The 15,181-nt window shown below is 60.6% G+C and carries 12 protein-coding genes, 4 tRNA genes and 1 riboswitch; of the genes, 15 read left to right on the top strand and 1 reads right to left on the bottom strand.

Going from position 1 to position 15,181, the window contains the following annotated elements; genetic code table 11:
* Positions 1 to 191: 191 nt before the first annotated feature.
* The 7 genes from AC1Q9F_RS10235 to astE all read left to right on the top strand — a co-directional run bounded on the left by AC1Q9F_RS10235 (position 192) and on the right by astE (position 7,966).
* A complete protein-coding gene (locus tag AC1Q9F_RS10235) occupies positions 192 to 1,412 on the top strand; it encodes an aspartate aminotransferase family protein (RefSeq protein WP_492619985.1) in 1,221 nt (406 codons plus the stop codon).
* Positions 1,413 to 1,543: 131 nt separating this feature from the next.
* Positions 1,544 to 2,563 carry an arginine/ornithine succinyltransferase subunit alpha gene (gene aruF / locus AC1Q9F_RS10230; protein WP_007951057.1) on the top strand — a complete coding sequence of 340 codons (1,020 nt, stop codon included), beginning with the start codon at positions 1,544 to 1,546 and terminating at the stop codon, positions 2,561 to 2,563.
* A 51-nt stretch (positions 2,564 to 2,614) separates the two neighbouring features.
* Entirely contained in the window at positions 2,615 to 3,640 is a 1,026-nt protein-coding gene (gene astA, locus AC1Q9F_RS10225) for an arginine N-succinyltransferase (RefSeq protein WP_064598805.1), read from the top strand.
* Entirely contained in the window at positions 3,637 to 5,106 is a 1,470-nt protein-coding gene (astD, locus tag AC1Q9F_RS10220) for a succinylglutamate-semialdehyde dehydrogenase (protein WP_164872184.1), read from the top strand. The genes astA and astD overlap by 4 nt, the downstream gene beginning before the upstream one ends.
* A 137-nt stretch (positions 5,107 to 5,243) precedes the next feature.
* Positions 5,244 to 6,590: an N-succinylarginine dihydrolase gene (gene astB, locus AC1Q9F_RS10215; protein WP_064598800.1), complete on the top strand. Its 1,347-nt coding sequence runs from the start codon at positions 5,244 to 5,246 to the stop codon at positions 6,588 to 6,590.
* 62 nt (positions 6,591 to 6,652) lie between these two features.
* The gene (locus AC1Q9F_RS10210) at positions 6,653 to 6,943 is read left to right on the top strand and encodes a hypothetical protein (protein WP_064598799.1); all 291 of its coding nucleotides are present in this window, start codon (positions 6,653 to 6,655) and stop codon (positions 6,941 to 6,943) included.
* Positions 6,944 to 6,955: 12 nt separating this feature from the next.
* On the top strand, positions 6,956 to 7,966 hold the full coding sequence (astE, locus tag AC1Q9F_RS10205; protein ID WP_492619986.1) for a succinylglutamate desuccinylase: 1,011 nt from the start codon (positions 6,956 to 6,958) through the stop codon (positions 7,964 to 7,966).
* Positions 7,967 to 8,087: 121 nt separating this feature from the next.
* Here astE and AC1Q9F_RS10200 read toward each other — a convergent pair whose 3' ends face one another.
* Complete coding sequence (locus tag AC1Q9F_RS10200; RefSeq protein WP_011335530.1) at positions 8,088 to 8,597, bottom strand: 6,7-dimethyl-8-ribityllumazine synthase; 510 nt, start codon at positions 8,595 to 8,597, stop codon at positions 8,088 to 8,090.
* Positions 8,598 to 8,699: 102 nt separating this feature from the next.
* A riboswitch (FMN riboswitch) is annotated at positions 8,700 to 8,871 on the bottom strand.
* 198 nt (positions 8,872 to 9,069) lie between these two features.
* On the opposite strand from AC1Q9F_RS10200, the gene ltaE reads away from it, so the two are divergent.
* The 8 genes from ltaE to AC1Q9F_RS10160 all read left to right on the top strand — a co-directional run bounded on the left by ltaE (position 9,070) and on the right by AC1Q9F_RS10160 (position 15,179).
* Complete coding sequence (gene ltaE, locus AC1Q9F_RS10195) at positions 9,070 to 10,074, top strand: low-specificity L-threonine aldolase (protein WP_492619987.1); 1,005 nt, start codon at positions 9,070 to 9,072, stop codon at positions 10,072 to 10,074.
* A gap of 146 nt (positions 10,075 to 10,220) precedes the next feature.
* Positions 10,221 to 12,839, top strand: a complete 2,619-nt coding sequence (gene alaS, locus AC1Q9F_RS10190; protein WP_492619988.1) for an alanine--tRNA ligase — start codon at positions 10,221 to 10,223, stop codon at positions 12,837 to 12,839.
* Between the two features lie 90 nt (positions 12,840 to 12,929).
* Positions 12,930 to 14,171 carry an aspartate kinase gene (locus tag AC1Q9F_RS10185; protein ID WP_007951048.1) on the top strand — a complete coding sequence of 414 codons (1,242 nt, stop codon included), beginning with the start codon at positions 12,930 to 12,932 and terminating at the stop codon, positions 14,169 to 14,171.
* 187 nt (positions 14,172 to 14,358) lie between these two features.
* Positions 14,359 to 14,547, top strand: coding sequence for a carbon storage regulator CsrA (csrA, locus tag AC1Q9F_RS10180; RefSeq protein ID WP_002554426.1), 189 nt, complete (start codon positions 14,359 to 14,361; stop codon positions 14,545 to 14,547).
* Between the two features lie 62 nt (positions 14,548 to 14,609).
* Positions 14,610 to 14,700: transfer RNA gene (locus AC1Q9F_RS10175), tRNA-Ser, on the top strand.
* A 107-nt stretch (positions 14,701 to 14,807) separates the two neighbouring features.
* A tRNA-Arg gene (locus tag AC1Q9F_RS10170) sits at positions 14,808 to 14,884 on the top strand.
* Between the two features lie 72 nt (positions 14,885 to 14,956).
* A tRNA-Arg gene (locus AC1Q9F_RS10165) sits at positions 14,957 to 15,033 on the top strand.
* A 72-nt stretch (positions 15,034 to 15,105) separates the two neighbouring features.
* Positions 15,106 to 15,179 (top strand) — tRNA-Arg (locus AC1Q9F_RS10160).
* Positions 15,180 to 15,181: the final 2 nt, after the last annotated feature.

The raw sequence follows: 15,181 nt of genomic DNA, 5'->3' as shown, positions 1-15,181 counted from the left end.
CTGAAATGGCTGGCGGCAGTTTAAACTGCGCCTTTGCGACGCTATATGTCGCATTGCCGTAAACCCGGGAAAATCCGGGGTTTGCGCTATAAGAAGTTGTCGCTTGGCGACAAGGCCGGGCTGAAAACTGTCCTTACAATCCCCCCATCGCTCGCCAGTTTCAGGCGGGTGGCCCTCATCAGGAGACTCCGATGTCCGTTGAGCACGCTGCGGTACAACGCGCCGATTTCGACCAGGTTATGGTTCCCAACTACGCGCCTGCCGCTTTCATTCCGGTGCGTGGCGCCGGTTCCCGCGTCTGGGATCAGGCCGGCCGCGAGCTGATCGACTTCGCCGGCGGCATCGCCGTCAACGTATTGGGCCATGCGCACCCGGCGCTGGTCGGTGCCTTGACCGAGCAAGCGAACAAGCTGTGGCACGTGTCCAACGTGTTCACCAACGAGCCTGCGCTGCGTCTGGCGCACAAGCTGATCGACGCCACCTTTGCCGAGCGCGTGTTCTTCTGCAACTCCGGCGCCGAAGCCAACGAGGCCGCCTTCAAGCTGGCCCGTCGTGTCGCGTTCGACCGTTTCGGCACCGAAAAGTACGAAATCATCGCCGCGCTCAACAGCTTCCACGGCCGTACGCTGTTCACCGTGAACGTTGGTGGCCAGTCGAAGTACTCCGACGGTTTCGGCCCGAAAATCACCGGCATCACCCACGTGCCGTACAACGATCTGGCGGCGCTGAAAGCTGCTGTTTCGGACAAGACCTGCGCGGTCGTTCTGGAGCCGATCCAGGGCGAGGGCGGCGTGCTGCCGGCCGAGCTGGCTTACCTGCAAGGTGCCCGTGAACTGTGCGACGCGAACAACGCGCTGCTGGTGTTCGACGAAGTGCAGACCGGCATGGGCCGTACCGGCAACCTGTTCGCCTACCAGCATTTCGGTGTGGTTCCGGACATCCTGACCAGCGCCAAGAGCCTGGGCGGCGGTTTCCCGATCGCTGCGATGCTGACCACCGAAGCGCTGGCCAAACATCTGGTTGTCGGCACTCACGGCACCACTTACGGCGGCAACCCGCTGGCGTGCGCCGTGGCCGAAGCGGTGATCGACGTGATCAACACCCCTGAGGTGCTGAACGGCGTCAACGCCAAGCACGACAAGTTCAAGACCCGCCTGCAACAGATCGGCGATAAGTACGGCCTGTTCACCCAGGTGCGCGGTCTCGGTCTGCTGATCGGTTGCGTGCTGAGCGATGCCTGGAAAGGCAAGGCCAAAGACATCTTCAACGCCGCTGAACAGGAAGGCCTGATGATTCTGCAGGCCGGCCCGGACGTGATCCGTTTCGCCCCGAGCCTGGTGGTTGAAGACGCGGACATCGACGCCGGTCTGGATCGCTTCGAACGTGCTGCGGCGAAACTGACCCAAGCCTGATTCATGCAAGACCGCCCGGCGTCTGTCGTCATCGACAGGCGCCGGGACCATTTTCCTGTGCCGGGCCTGCCCGGCATTTTTTTCCCGAGTCGGCGCTTTCGCCGACCTGAAGTAGAGAAAGGAGTGACACCATGCTGGTGATGCGCCCCGCGCAAATGGCTGATCTGGGCGAGGTACAGCGTCTGGCTGCGGACAGCCCGATTGGTGTCACTTCCTTGCCGGATGACGTTGAACGCCTGAGCGACAAGATCGCTGCGAGCGAAGCCTCGTTTGCCGCCGAAGTGAGCTTCAACGGCGAAGAGAGTTACTTCTTCGTCCTCGAAGACACCGCCACCGGCAAACTGGTGGGCTGCTCGGCAATCGTTGCGTCGGCCGGTTATTCCGAGCCGTTCTACAGCTTTCGCAACGAGACCTTCGTGCATGCTTCCCGCGAGCTGAAGATCCACAACAAGATCCACGTGCTCTCGCAATGCCACGACTTGACCGGCAACAGCTTGCTGACCAGTTTCTACGTGCAGCGCGAGCTGGTGGGTTCGCCGTGGTCTGAACTCAACTCCCGTGGCCGTCTGCTGTTCGTCGCCAGCCACCCGGAGCGCTTCGCCGATTCGGTGGTGACCGAGATCGTCGGTTACAGCGACGAGAACGGCGACTCGCCATTCTGGGATGCCATCGGTCGCAACTTCTTCGACCTGAACTACGCCGAGGCCGAGCGTCTGTGTGGCCTGAAAAGCCGTACGTTCCTCGCCGAACTGATGCCGCATTACCCGATCTACGTGCCGCTGCTGCCTGACTCCGCTCAGGAAGCGATGGGCCAGGTGCACCCGCGTGCGCAGATCACCTTCGACATCCTGATGCGCGAAGGCTTCGAGACAGATCACTACATCGACATCTTCGACGGTGGTCCGACCCTGCATGCGCGTGTTTCGGGGATCCGTTCGATCGCCCAGAGCCGCGTGGTGCCGGTGAAAATCGGCGAGCCGGTCAAAGGTGCCGGGCGCCAGTATCTGGTGGCCAATGCCCAGTTGCAGGATTACCGCGCGGTATTGCTTGAACTGGATTACGCACCGGGCAAACCGGTGACCCTGGATCTGGAAGCGGCCGAAGCCCTGGGCGTCGGTGAAGGTGCCAGCGTGCGCCTGGTGGCGGTTTAACGCCTTAGCGAGTTTCACGGGTGGCCACGGCGGCCCGTTTGAGGAGATAGCATGATTGTTCGTCCCGTACGCAGCAGCGATTTGTCCGCTCTGATCGACCTGGCCCGCAGCACCGGCACCGGCCTGACCACCTTGCCGGCCAACGAAGAGCGCCTGACCCACCGGGTCGGCTGGGCCGAGAAGACCTTTCGCGGTGAAGCCGGCCGTGGTGACGCGGACTACCTGTTCGTGCTCGAAGACGACAACGGTCGCGTGGTGGGGATTTCCGCCATCGCTGGCGCCGTCGGTCTGCGCGAGCCTTGGTACAACTTCCGTGTCGGTCTGACGGTTAGCGCCTCGCAGGAGCTGAACATCTATCGCGAGATCCCGACGCTGTTCCTGGCCAACGACCTGACCGGCAACTCCGAGCTGTGCTCGCTGTTCCTGCACGCCGATTACCGCACCGGCCTCAACGGTCGCATGTTGTCCAAGGCGCGGATGCTGTTTATCGCCGAATTCCCGCAACTGTTTGGCAACAAGATCATCGCCGAGATGCGCGGCGTGTCGGATGACGCTGGCCGTTCGCCGTTCTGGGAAAGCCTGGGCCGTCATTTCTTCAAGATGGAATTCAGCCAGGCTGATTACCTGACCGGTGTCGGCAACAAGGCATTCATTGCCGAACTGATGCCGAAATTCCCGCTGTACACCTGCTTCCTGTCGCCGGACGCGCGCAACGTCATCGGCCAGGTGCACCCGGACACCGAGCCTGCGTTGGCGATGCTCAAAAGCGAAGGCTTCAGCTATCAGGGTTACGTCGACATCTTCGATGCCGGCCCGGCCATCGAGTGCGAGACCAGCAAGATCCGCGCGGTGCGTGACAGCGAAGCGCTGGTGCTGGCCATCGGCACACCGGGCGACGACGCCACGCCTTTCATCATCCATAACCGCAAACGCGAAGACTGCCGCATCACGGCTGCGCCGGCCCGTCTGGCTGCCGGCACCCTGGTGGTCGATCCGCTGACCGCCAAACGTCTTCAACTCAACGCTGGCGATCAGGTTCGCGCCGTGGCGTTGTCCGCTGCCCGGGAGTCGAAATAATGAATTCGCTATACATCGCAGGTGAGTGGCTGGCCGGTCAGGGCGAGGCCTTTCAATCGTTGAACCCGGTGACCCAGCAAGTGCTGTGGTCGGGGGAGGGCGCCACCGCCGCTCAGGTCGAGTCGGCCGTGCAGGCTGCGCGTCAGGCGTTCCCGGGCTGGGCCCGTCGTACCCTGGAAGATCGCATCAGCGTGCTCGAAGCGTTCGCCGCTGCGCTGAAAAACCACGCCGACGAACTGGCCCGCACCATCGGTGAGGAAACCGGCAAACCGCTGTGGGAAGCCGCGACCGAAGTCACCAGCATGGTCAACAAGATTGCGATCTCGGTGCAGAGCTACCGCGAGCGTACCGGCGAGAAGAGCGGCCCGTTGGGCGACGCCACCGCCGTGTTGCGCCACAAGCCCCACGGCGTGGTCGCGGTGTTCGGCCCTTACAACTTCCCCGGCCATTTGCCGAACGGCCACATCGTGCCGGCGCTGCTGGCCGGTAACAGCGTGCTGTTCAAACCGAGCGAACTGACCCCGAAAGTCGCCGAGCTGACGGTCAAGTGCTGGATCGAAGCCGGTCTGCCGGCTGGTGTCCTGAACCTGCTGCAAGGCGCCCGCGAAACCGGTATCGCGTTGGCGGCGAACCCGGGCATCGACGGTCTGTTCTTTACCGGCTCGAGTCGTACCGGCAATCACCTGCACCAGCAATTCGCCGGTCGCCCGGACAAGATCCTCGCGCTGGAAATGGGCGGCAACAATCCGCTGGTAGTCGATCAGGTCGCTGATCTTGATGCGGCCGTGTACACGATTATTCAATCGGCGTTCATTTCCGCCGGTCAGCGTTGCACCTGCGCCCGTCGTCTGCTGGTGCCGGAAGGCGCGTGGGGCGACAGCCTGCTCAAGCGTCTGGTGGAAGTCAGCTCGACCATCGAAGTCGGCGCGTTCGATCAGCAGCCGGCGCCGTTCATGGGCTCGGTGGTTTCCCTCGGTGCGGCGAAAGCGTTGATGGATGCCCAGGCGCATCTGTTGGCTAACGGTGCAGTGTCGCTGCTGGCGATGACTCAGCCGCAGGCGCAGTCGGCGCTGCTGACTCCGGGCATCGTTGATGTGACGGCGGTTGCCGATCGCTCCGACGAAGAACTGTTCGGCCCGTTGCTGCAAGTGATCCGCTACGCCGATTTCGCGGCGGCCATTGCCGAAGCCAACGACACCGCGTTTGGTCTGGCCGCTGGCTTGCTGTCGGATTCCGAAGAACGCTACCAGCAGTTCTGGCTGGAAAGCCGTGCCGGGATCGTCAACTGGAACAAGCAACTGACCGGTGCTGCGAGCAGCGCACCGTTCGGCGGTGTCGGCGCCTCGGGCAACCACCGCGCCAGCGCCTACTACGCGGCGGATTACTGCGCGTACCCGGTGGCCTCGCTGGAAACTCCAAGCCTGGTGTTGCCGGCGGCCCTGACGCCTGGCGTGAAGATGGCGTGATGCCCATCGCTGGCAAGCCAGCTCCCACAAGGACGAAGAGATCTCTGTGGGAGCTGGCTTGCCAGCGATGGCCGCGCCGCGGTCTCAAAGAATAGTTACTGAAGCCTATAACAACAGATTCTCGTGGAGCCTCGCTGATGAAATCCTATGAAGTCAATTTTGACGGTCTAGTGGGGCCGACCCATAACTACGGTGGTCTGTCCTACGGCAACGTTGCGTCCCAGAGCAACAGCCAGCAGTCTTCGAACCCGAAGGAAGCGGCGCTGCAAGGCCTGGCGAAAATGAAAGCGCTGATGGAAATGGGCTTTCAGCAGGGCGTTCTCGCACCGCAGGAGCGTCCGGACGTGGCTGCTCTGCGCCGTCTGGGTTTCAGCGGCACCGACGCTCAGGTGATCGAGCGCGCCGCAAAAGAAGCGATGCCGCTGCTGGTCGCCAGTTGCTCCGCGTCGAGCATGTGGGTGGCCAACGCCGCCACGGTCAGCCCGAGTGCCGACACCGCTGACGGTCGCGTGCACTTCACCGCCGCCAACCTGAACTGCAAATACCACCGCAGCATCGAACACCCGACCACCAGTCGCGTGCTGGGCGCGATGTTCGCCAACCAGCAACACTTCGCTCACCACGCCGCATTGCCGGCAGTGGCGCAGTTTGGCGACGAAGGCGCAGCCAACCACACGCGTTTCTGCCGTGAGTACGGCGAGGCCGGCGTCGAGTTCTTCGTGTTCGGTCGCAGTGCGTTCGACACCCGTTACCCGGCACCGCAGAAATACCCGGCGCGTCAGACCCTCGAAGCGTCGCAAGCAGTCGCTCGTTTGCACGGCCTGCGTGACGACGGCGTGGTCTACGCGCAACAGAATCCTGCGGTGATCGATCAGGGCGTGTTCCACAACGACGTGATCGCGGTGGGCAATGGCGAGGTGCTGTTCTATCACGAGGACGCGTTCCTCGATACCGATCAGATGCTGGCTGAACTGCAAGCCAAACTGGCCAAGGTCGGCGGCAAGTTCCAGTCGGTCTGCGTGCCGCGCTCGGCGGTCACTGTGGACGATGCGGTGCGTTCCTACCTGTTCAACAGCCAGTTGCTTTCGCGTCCTGACGGTTCGATGCTGCTGATCGTGCCGGAAGAGTGCCGTGGCAACGAGCGCGTGTGGAATTATCTGCAAGGCCTGACCAGCTCCGGCGGCCTGATCCGCGAAGTGAAAGTCTTCGATCTCAAGCAAAGCATGCAGAACGGCGGTGGCCCGGCGTGCCTGCGACTGCGTGTCGCGCTCAACGAAACCGAGCTGGCGGCCGTCAACCCAGGGGTTATCATGACCGCCCCGTTGTACGGTTCGTTGACCGCATGGGTTGAAAAGCACTATCGCGACCGCCTGACCGAAAGTGATCTGGCGGATCCGCAATTGCTGCTTGAATGCCGGACGGCACTGGATGAACTGACGCAAATCCTTAAACTGGGCGCGGTTTATCCATTCCAGATCAATTGATGGCCGGCGCGCCGCCTGAACGCGGCGTGCGGCTTGTCTCCCCAACAGAGCGTAAAAAAAACATGAGCGATTCCCTGCGGCTGATCCTTGAAGACACCGACGGCAAGCAACTGGAAACTTCCTGCACCCGCGTCGCGGTCATGTGGCAAGGCAAAGAGCTGTGGATCCAGCAGGACGGCCGCGGCCAACTGTTGATCGGCGTGGACGTCGAAGAGGGCGACGAAGAGTACGCCAACCTGCTGTTGCGCCCATTGGCGACTAATCTGGTAAGTCTGCAACTGGAGATGGAACCGGCTGATCTCGGCGACGATGACGGCCACGTGCACGGCCCGGATTGCAATCACGACCACTAAGGAAACCGCTCTATGCTCGCCCTCGGCAAACTGCTTGAACTGACCCTCGCCGGCCGCGAACCGGCGGAGAAGACTCAACTGACTGTCGAAGGCGTGCGCATGCGCTGGTTGAGCGAGGGTGCGCTGGAAGTCCGGCCACCCGAAGCGCGCGACAATGGCCTGGACCTGCTGCTGTCGGCAGGTATCCACGGCAATGAAACGGCACCGATCGAACTGCTCGACCGGCTGCTGCATGACATCGCTCGCGGCGATCTGAAGCCGCGCGCACGCATTCTGTTCCTGTTCGGCAACCCGGAAGCGATTCGCAAGGGCGAACGTTTCGTCGAGCAGGACGTCAATCGGCTGTTCAACGGCCGTCACGAACAAAGCAGCGGCTCCGAAGCCCTGCGCGCCTGCGAGCTGGAGCGTCTGGCGGCAAGCTTCTTCAGCCTCCCTGATCGTCAACGCCTGCACTACGACCTGCACACCGCGATTCGCGGTTCGAAGATCGAGCAGTTCGCGCTGTATCCGTGGAAGGAAGGTCGCCAGCATTCCCGTCTTGAGCTGGCCCGCCTGCGCGCCGCCGGCATGGAAGCGGTGCTGTTGCAGAACAAGCCGTCGATCGTGTTCAGCTCCTACACCTACGACAAGCTGGGTGCCGAGTCCTTCACCCTGGAACTGGGCAAAGCGCGGCCATTCGGGCAGAACGCCGGGGTCAATGTGTCACTGCTGGAAACCCGCCTGAAGCAGATCATCGAAGGCACCGAGCCTGAGATGGCCGAGCAGAGGCTGGACGGTCTGCAACTGTTCAGCGTGGCACGGGAAATCATCAAGCACAGCGATGCGTTCCGCCTGAACCTGCCGGCGGACATCGAAAACTTTTCGGAACTGGATGTGGGTTATGTGCTGGCCGAAGACCTGGCCAATACCCGCTGGATCATCGAAGAGCAGGGCGCGCGGATTATCTTCCCCAACCCCAAGGTCAAGAACGGCCTGCGGGCGGGCATTTTGATCGTGCCGACCACTGACGAAAATCTCGCCTGATACCAGCGCATAACCCATTGTGGGAGCGAGCTTGCTCGCGAATGCGATCTGATATTCAACACTGATGTTGACTGTCAGTCCGCTTTCGCGAGCAAGCTCGCTCCCACAGTTTTTATGATGCTTAGACCGCTACAGCACGCGGCTCGGTGCGGCGCAACGCACGCACTTTCTGCAACGTATCGGCGCAGGTCTTCGCCGCTTCCTGACCCTTGTGCACGAAATGCTCGAAGAAGAACTTCTGGTGTTCTTCGCCGGCATGGAAGTGGTGCGGGGTCAGCGATACCGAGAACACCGGCACTTCGGTTTCCAACTGCACCTGCATCAGGCCGCTGACCACCGACTGGGCGACGAACTCGTGACGGTAGATTCCGCCGTCCACCACCAGGGCGGCGGCTACGATACCGGCATAACGGCCGGTCTTGGCCAGCAGCTTGGCGTGCAGAGGCATTTCAAAGGCGCCGCCGACTTCGAAGAAATCGATGTCCGATTCCTGATAACCCTGAGCGATCATTTCGGCGAGGAAGCCTTTACGGCTCTGGTCGACGATTTCCTTGTGCCAGCAGGCCTGGATGAACGCGACGCGCTCGCCGTGGGTGTGTTTGCTTTTGCTGTCGATAGCAGTGGGTTGCATGTTCTGACTCCTGTTTGTGTGAAAAACAGGGCGTTATGAATCGAAAGGGATTCAAGGGTACGCACGCTCGCGCGAACACGGCGGACGGCCCTTTGGCGTCAATCCCGTTCTCTCTTCATCCGGACTATGACCGTCGGCCCCGGAATCACACCGGGTCTGCTGACCTTGCCGCCGCTCACGGCTTTTGCCGTGTCCGTCACCAAGCGCTCGCGGGCTATGCGCATTGCGCGCAATTACCGCCGGTGGGGAATTGCACCCCGCCCTGAGAACGTTTCGCCGCCCTTAATCGGGCGGCGCAGCGTTTTTAACACAGATTGCCGGGCTGTGCATTGCGCCTTTGTGATGATTGCCATCGGATTTTTCGAAGCGTAAGAAACGACTTTTCCTTGCGCGAGGGTTGATTAATCCGCGCCGTGCCCGCAGTAATTCCTCTTCGTAAAGGGATTTCCCCTGCTGACTTGAGGCCAGGTTCATGAGCGTTATCGATCTTCGCAGCGACACCGTCACTCAACCGATTCCCGCCATGCTCGACGCGATGACCCGCGCCGACACCGGCGATGACGTGTATGGCGAAGATCCGACGGTCAATCGTCTGGAAGCCGAACTGGCAAAACGGCTGGGTTTCGCCGCAGCGCTGTTCGTTCCGACCGGCACCATGAGCAACCTGCTGGGCCTGATGGCGCACTGCGAGCGCGGTGACGAGTACATCGTCGGCCAGCAGGCGCACACCTATAAGTACGAGGGCGGTGGCGCAGCGGTGCTCGGGTCGATCCAGCCGCAGCCGCTGGAAGTGCAGGCCGATGGCTCGCTGGACCTGGATCAGGTGGCCGCGGCGATCAAGCCCGACGACTTCCACTTCGCCCGCACCCGTCTGCTGGCGCTGGAAAACACCATGCAGGGCAAGGTGCTTCCGCTGGAGTATCTGGCCCGGGCCCGCCAGTTCACTCGGGACAATGGTCTGCAACTGCATCTGGATGGCGCGCGGCTATACAACGCGGCGGTCAAGCTCGGGGTCGAGGCCCGGGAAATCACCCAATATTTCGACTCGGTCTCGGTGTGCCTGTCCAAAGGCCTCGGCGCGCCGGTCGGTTCGGTGCTGTGCGGTTCGTCGGCGTTGATTGCCAAGGCCCGGCGCCTGCGCAAAATGGTCGGTGGCGGCATTCGTCAGGCCGGATTGCTGGCGGCGGCGGGGCTGTATGCGCTGGATCACAATGTCGAGCGCCTGGCGGATGATCATGCCAACGCGCAGTTGCTGGCCGAAGGCCTGCGCGAGGCCGGTTTCAGCGTCGAACCGGTGCAGACCAACATGGTTTACGTGCAGATGGGCGACCGTGCCGAGGCGATCAAGGCGTTTGCCGCCGAGCGCGGGATTAAATTGAGCGCTGCGGCCCGGCTGCGGATGGTCACGCACATGGACGTCAATCGCTCGCAAATCGAGCAAGTGGTCGCGACATTCGTCGAGTTTTCGCGCAAGTGACAGCGTTAGCCACCCAATTGACCGTTTCTATCGTATAAACACGCTGTACCCCGCGCGCAGGGCCGATATAATGCGGCCCTTTGCCGTCGTTTCGTCTGTTGACGTTTCGTACAGGCCTTTGGCCGCAGCCTCCGTGGAAGAACCTAATGAAAAGCGCAGAAATCCGTGAAGCCTTCCTTCGCTTCTTCGAAGAGCAAGGCCACACCCGTGTAGCCTCCAGCTCTTTGATTCCGGGCAACGACCCAACCCTGCTGTTCACCAACGCGGGGATGAACCAGTTCAAGGACTGCTTCCTGGGCCAGGAAAAGCGCGCGTACACCCGTGCGACCAGCAGCCAGAAATGCGTGCGTGCCGGTGGCAAGAACAGCGACCTGGAAAACGTCGGTTATACCGCCCGTCACCACACCTTCTTCGAAATGCTGGGCAACTTCAGCTTCGGTGACTATTTCAAACACGACGCGATTACCTTCGCCTGGACGTTCCTGACCGGTGTCCTGAAGCTGCCGAAGGAAAAACTCTGGGTCACTGTCTACGCCTCCGACGACGAAGCGTATGACATCTGGACTCAACAAGTCGGTGTGCCAGTCGAGCGCATGATCCGCATCGGCGACAACAAAGGCGCGCCTTACGCGTCCGACAACTTCTGGACCATGGGCGATACCGGCCCGTGTGGCCCATGCACCGAGATTTTCTACGATCACGGCGACCACATCTGGGGCGGCCCTCCGGGTTCGCCGGAAGAAGACGGCGACCGTTACATCGAGATCTGGAACAACGTGTTCATGCAGTTCAACCGCACCGCCGACGGCGTGTTGCATCCATTGCCAGCGCCGTCGGTGGATACCGGCATGGGCCTGGAGCGGATCAGTGCGGTGATGCAGCACGTCAACTCCAACTATGACATCGACCTGTTCAAGAACCTGCTGAAAGCTTCGGCTGAGGCAATCGGTTGCGAAAATGGCGACCAGTCTTCGCTCAAGGTTGTTTCCGACCACATCCGTTCGTGCGGTTTCCTGATCGCCGACGGCGTGCTGCCGTCCAACGAAGGTCGTGGCTACGTGCTGCGCCGGATCATCCGTCGTGCCTGCCGTCACGGTAACAAGCTGGGCGCCACCGGCAGCTTCTTCTACAAGATCGTTGCGGCACTGGTCGCCGAGATGGGCGAAGCGTTCCCGGAACTGAAGAAGCAGCAATCCAACATCGAGCGCGTGCTCAAGGCCGAAGAGGAACAATTCTCCAAGACCCTGGATCACGGCCTGAAGATCCTCGAGCAGGATCTGCTGGAACTCAAAGGCACCGTGGTGCCGGGCGACGTGGTGTTCAAACTCTACGACACCTACGGTTTCCCGATGGACCTGACCGCGGACATCGCTCGCGAGCGCAGCCTGACCATCGACGAAGTCGGTTTCGAACGCGAGATGGAAGCCCAGCGTGTTCGTGCACGTTCGGCCAGTTCGTTCGGTCTGGACTACAACACGCTGGTCAAGGTTGATGTGGCCACCGAGTTCACCGGTTACACCGACACCAGCGGTTCGGCGAAAATTGTCGCTATCTATAAAGATGGCCAGTCGGTCGACGTCTTGAATGAAGGCGAAGAGGCGGTGATCGTTCTGAATCAGACGCCGTTCTACGCTGAATCCGGCGGCCAGGTGGGCGACTGCGGTTACCTGCAGGCCGGCGACAGCCGTTTCGATGTGCGCGACACCACCAAGACCGGCGGCGCGTTCCTGCACCACGGCGTGCTGGCGTCCGGCAGCCTGATCATCGGCGCGCCAGTGGAAACCCACGTGGATGCCGAAGTGCGTCATGCGACTTCGCTGAACCACTCGGCCACCCACTTGCTGCACGCTGCATTGCGTCAGGTGCTGGGTGAGCATGTTCAACAGAAAGGTTCGTTGGTCGACAGTCAGCGCCTGCGTTTCGACTTCAGCCACTTTGAAGCGATCAAGCCTGAGCAAATCAAAGCGCTGGAAGACATCGTCAACGCCGAGATTCGCAAGAACTCTGCCGTTGAAACCGAAGAAACCGACATCGAAACCGCCAAGCAGAAGGGCGCGATGGCGCTGTTCGGCGAGAAGTACGGCGACAACGTGCGCGTGCTGAGCATGGGCGGTGATTTCTCCGTCGAGCTGTGCGGCGGTATCCACGCCAACCGTACCGGCGACATCGGCCTGCTGAAAATCATCAGCGAAGGCGGTGTGGCATCGGGCGTGCGTCGTATCGAAGCGGTCACCGGCGCTGCGGCGCTGGCTTATTTGAACGCTGCTGAAGAACAACTCAAGGAAGCGGCCAGCCTGGTCAAGGGCAGCCGCGACAACCTGATCGACAAGCTGTCGGCTGTGCTGGAGCGCAACCGTGCGCTTGAAAAGCAGCTCGAGCAGTTGCAGGCCAAGGCCGCTGCTGCCGCAGGCGACGATCTGTCGGCTTCGGCCGTGGACGTCAAGGGCGTGAAAGTGCTGGCCGTGCGTCTGGATGGTCAGGACGGCAAGGCGCTGCTGGCGCTGGTCGATCAGCTGAAAAACAAACTCGGCCGCGCAGTGATCCTGCTCGGCAGTGTCCATGAGGAAAAGGTCGTACTGGTTGCAGGCGTAACCAAGGACCTGACTGGCCAACTCAAAGCCGGTGATTTGATGAAACAGGCTGCTGCGGCAGTGGGCGGGAAGGGCGGTGGTCGTCCGGACATGGCGCAGGGCGGCGGTGTCGACGCCGGCGCACTGGATGGCGCACTGGCGCTGACCGTTCCATTCGTCGAGCAGGGTTTATAAGACGGCCCGTCGGGCCCGCAGTCTAGTGGCGGGCCCGGCGGCTGTTTGAGTGATTATTGGGCGCCCTTCATGGGCAGAGGCGGCTTTGAAATGGCTTTGATCGTACAGAAATTTGGAGGCACCTCGGTCGGCACTGTCGAGAGAATCGAGCAGGTCGCCGACAAGGTTAAGAAATTCCGCGATGCCGGCGATGACCTGGTGGTTGTGCTGTCTGCAATGAGCGGCGAAACCAACCGTCTGATCGATCTGGCCAAGCAAATCAGTGGCGAAGATCAACCGGTTCCCCGTGAACTGGACGTGATCGTTTCCACCGGTGAGCAGGTGACGATCGCCCTGTTGGCCATGGCGCTGATCAAGCGCGGTGTGCCGGCGGTGTCGTACACCGGCAACCAGGTGCGGATCCTGACGGACAGCGCGCACAATAAAGCGCGTATCTTGCAGATTGATGACCAGAAGATTCGCGGTGACCTCAAAGCAGGTCGCGTGGTTGTGGTCGCCGGTTTCCAGGGCGTCGACGAGCACGGCAACATCACGACCCTGGGTCGTGGCGGTTCCGACACCACCGGTGTGGCGCTGGCCGCTGCGCTGAAGGCTGACGAGTGCCAGATCTACACCGACGTCGATGGTGTCTACACCACTGACCCGCGTGTGGTTTCGGTTGCTCAGCGTCTGGACAAGATCACCTTCGAAGAGATGCTGGAAATGGCCAGCCTCGGTTCCAAGGTGCTGCAGATCCGCGCGGTGGAATTCGCCGGCAAGTACAACGTTCCGCTGCGCGTACTGCACAGCTTCAAGGAGGGTCCGGGCACCCTCATTACTATTGATGAAGAGGAAACCATGGAACAGCCGATCATTTCCGGCATCGCTTTCAACCGCGATGAAGCCAAGCTGACCATCCGTGGCGTGCCAGACACCCCGGGCGTGGCGTTCAAGATTCTCGGCCCGATCAGTGCCGCGAACATCGAAGTCGACATGATCGTGCAGAACGTCGCGCACGATAACACCACCGACTTCACCTTCACCGTGCACCGCAACGACTACCAGTCTGCGCAAACCGTGCTGGAAAACACCGCTCGCGAGATCGGTGCCCGTGAAGTGGTTGGCGACACCAAGATTGCCAAGGTCTCGATCGTCGGCGTCGGCATGCGTTCCCACGCAGGCGTGGCCAGCCGCATGTTCGAATCCCTGGCAAAAGAAAGCATCAACATCCAGATGATCTCGACCTCGGAAATCAAGGTTTCCGTGGTGATCGAAGAGAAGTACCTGGAACTGGCCGTGCGCGCCCTGCACACGGCTTTCGAACTGGACGCTCCGGCCCGTCAGGGCGAGTAATCCTGGTCAATGAAGGGCGCGGTCTGACCGCGCCCTTTATTTTTTGAATGGCGCGAGCCCTGAACTGTTCTTTTGCTCGCGCTGGTCAATACTCAGGCATGTAGGGCTACGATCGCTCCGGTTGTAGGTCGGGTGCCTTTTTTTTGCAGACTGTTGTCCCTGAAATGATTCGCGTGAGGAGAAAGGTATGCTGATTCTGACTCGTCGGTGCGCAGAAAGCCTGATTATCGGTGATGGCGAAATCACCGTGACCGTGCTCGGCGTTAAAGGAAATCAAGTGCGTATCGGCGTCAACGCCCCGAAAGAGGTGGCCGTGCACCGTGAAGAAATCTATCTGCGTATAAAGAAAGAGAAGGACGAAGAACCAAGCCATTAATTTTTATCGATTTTTATGTTTGCAAACGGGGAAGAAGGTGGTTAATATACGCCCCGTGTTGCGGAGAGCTGGCCGAGTGGCCGAAGGCGCTCCCCTGCTAAGGGAGTACACCTCAAAAGGGTGTCGGGGGTTCGAATCCCCCGTTCTCCGCCATTATTTGCTTAGTACGTTGTAATCTGGCTTTTTCTGTAAGTTGTTGAAATTTATAGAAAAAGTGGTTGGAATAGAGATTAGACGGGCTATAATGCGGCGCAACAAATGCACTCGTAGCTCAGCTGGATAGAGTACTCGGCTACGAACCGAGCGGTCACAGGTTCGAATCCTGTCGAGTGCACCATTTAAGAGTCAATTGCAGCGATGCGGATGACTCGGTTTCAACCAGTTGTGATCTGGTCTAAAAACACAAAATGCACTCGTAGCTCAGCTGGATAGAGTACTCGGCTACGAACCGAGCGGTCACAGGTTCGAATCCTGTCGAGTGCACCATTTAAGAGTCAGTTGCAGCAATGCGGATGACTTGGTTACAGCCAGTTGTGGTCTGGTTTAAAAACACAAATTGCACTCGTAGCTCAGCTGGATAGAGTACTCGGCTACGAACCGAGCGGTCACAGGTTCGAATCCTGTCGAGTGCACC

The organism is Pseudomonas sp. GW823-FHT04A03 (assembly GCF_058796615.1).
The sequence above is the reverse complement of the archived record's forward strand: the minus strand, read 5'-3'. Positions and strand labels throughout refer to the sequence as shown.

Excerpts from the sequence above, each read along its gene's own strand:
- AC1Q9F_RS10235 (WP_492619985.1), top strand. The coding sequence starts at position 192 with ATGTCCGTTGAGCACGCTGCGGTACAACGCGCCGATTTCGACCAGGTT.
- aruF (WP_007951057.1), top strand. The coding sequence starts at position 1,544 with ATGCTGGTGATGCGCCCCGCGCAAATGGCTGATCTGGGCGAGGTACAG.
- astA (WP_064598805.1), top strand. The coding sequence starts at position 2,615 with ATGATTGTTCGTCCCGTACGCAGCAGCGATTTGTCCGCTCTGATCGAC.
- astB (WP_064598800.1), top strand. The coding sequence starts at position 5,244 with ATGAAATCCTATGAAGTCAATTTTGACGGTCTAGTGGGGCCGACCCAT.
- AC1Q9F_RS10210 (WP_064598799.1), top strand. The coding sequence starts at position 6,653 with ATGAGCGATTCCCTGCGGCTGATCCTTGAAGACACCGACGGCAAGCAA.
- astE (WP_492619986.1), top strand. The coding sequence starts at position 6,956 with ATGCTCGCCCTCGGCAAACTGCTTGAACTGACCCTCGCCGGCCGCGAA.
- AC1Q9F_RS10200 (WP_011335530.1), bottom strand. The coding sequence starts at position 8,597 with ATGCAACCCACTGCTATCGACAGCAAAAGCAAACACACCCACGGCGAG.
- ltaE (WP_492619987.1), top strand. The coding sequence starts at position 9,070 with ATGAGCGTTATCGATCTTCGCAGCGACACCGTCACTCAACCGATTCCC.
- alaS (WP_492619988.1), top strand. The coding sequence starts at position 10,221 with ATGAAAAGCGCAGAAATCCGTGAAGCCTTCCTTCGCTTCTTCGAAGAG.
- AC1Q9F_RS10185 (WP_007951048.1), top strand. The coding sequence starts at position 12,930 with ATGGCTTTGATCGTACAGAAATTTGGAGGCACCTCGGTCGGCACTGTC.
- csrA (WP_002554426.1), top strand. The coding sequence starts at position 14,359 with ATGCTGATTCTGACTCGTCGGTGCGCAGAAAGCCTGATTATCGGTGAT.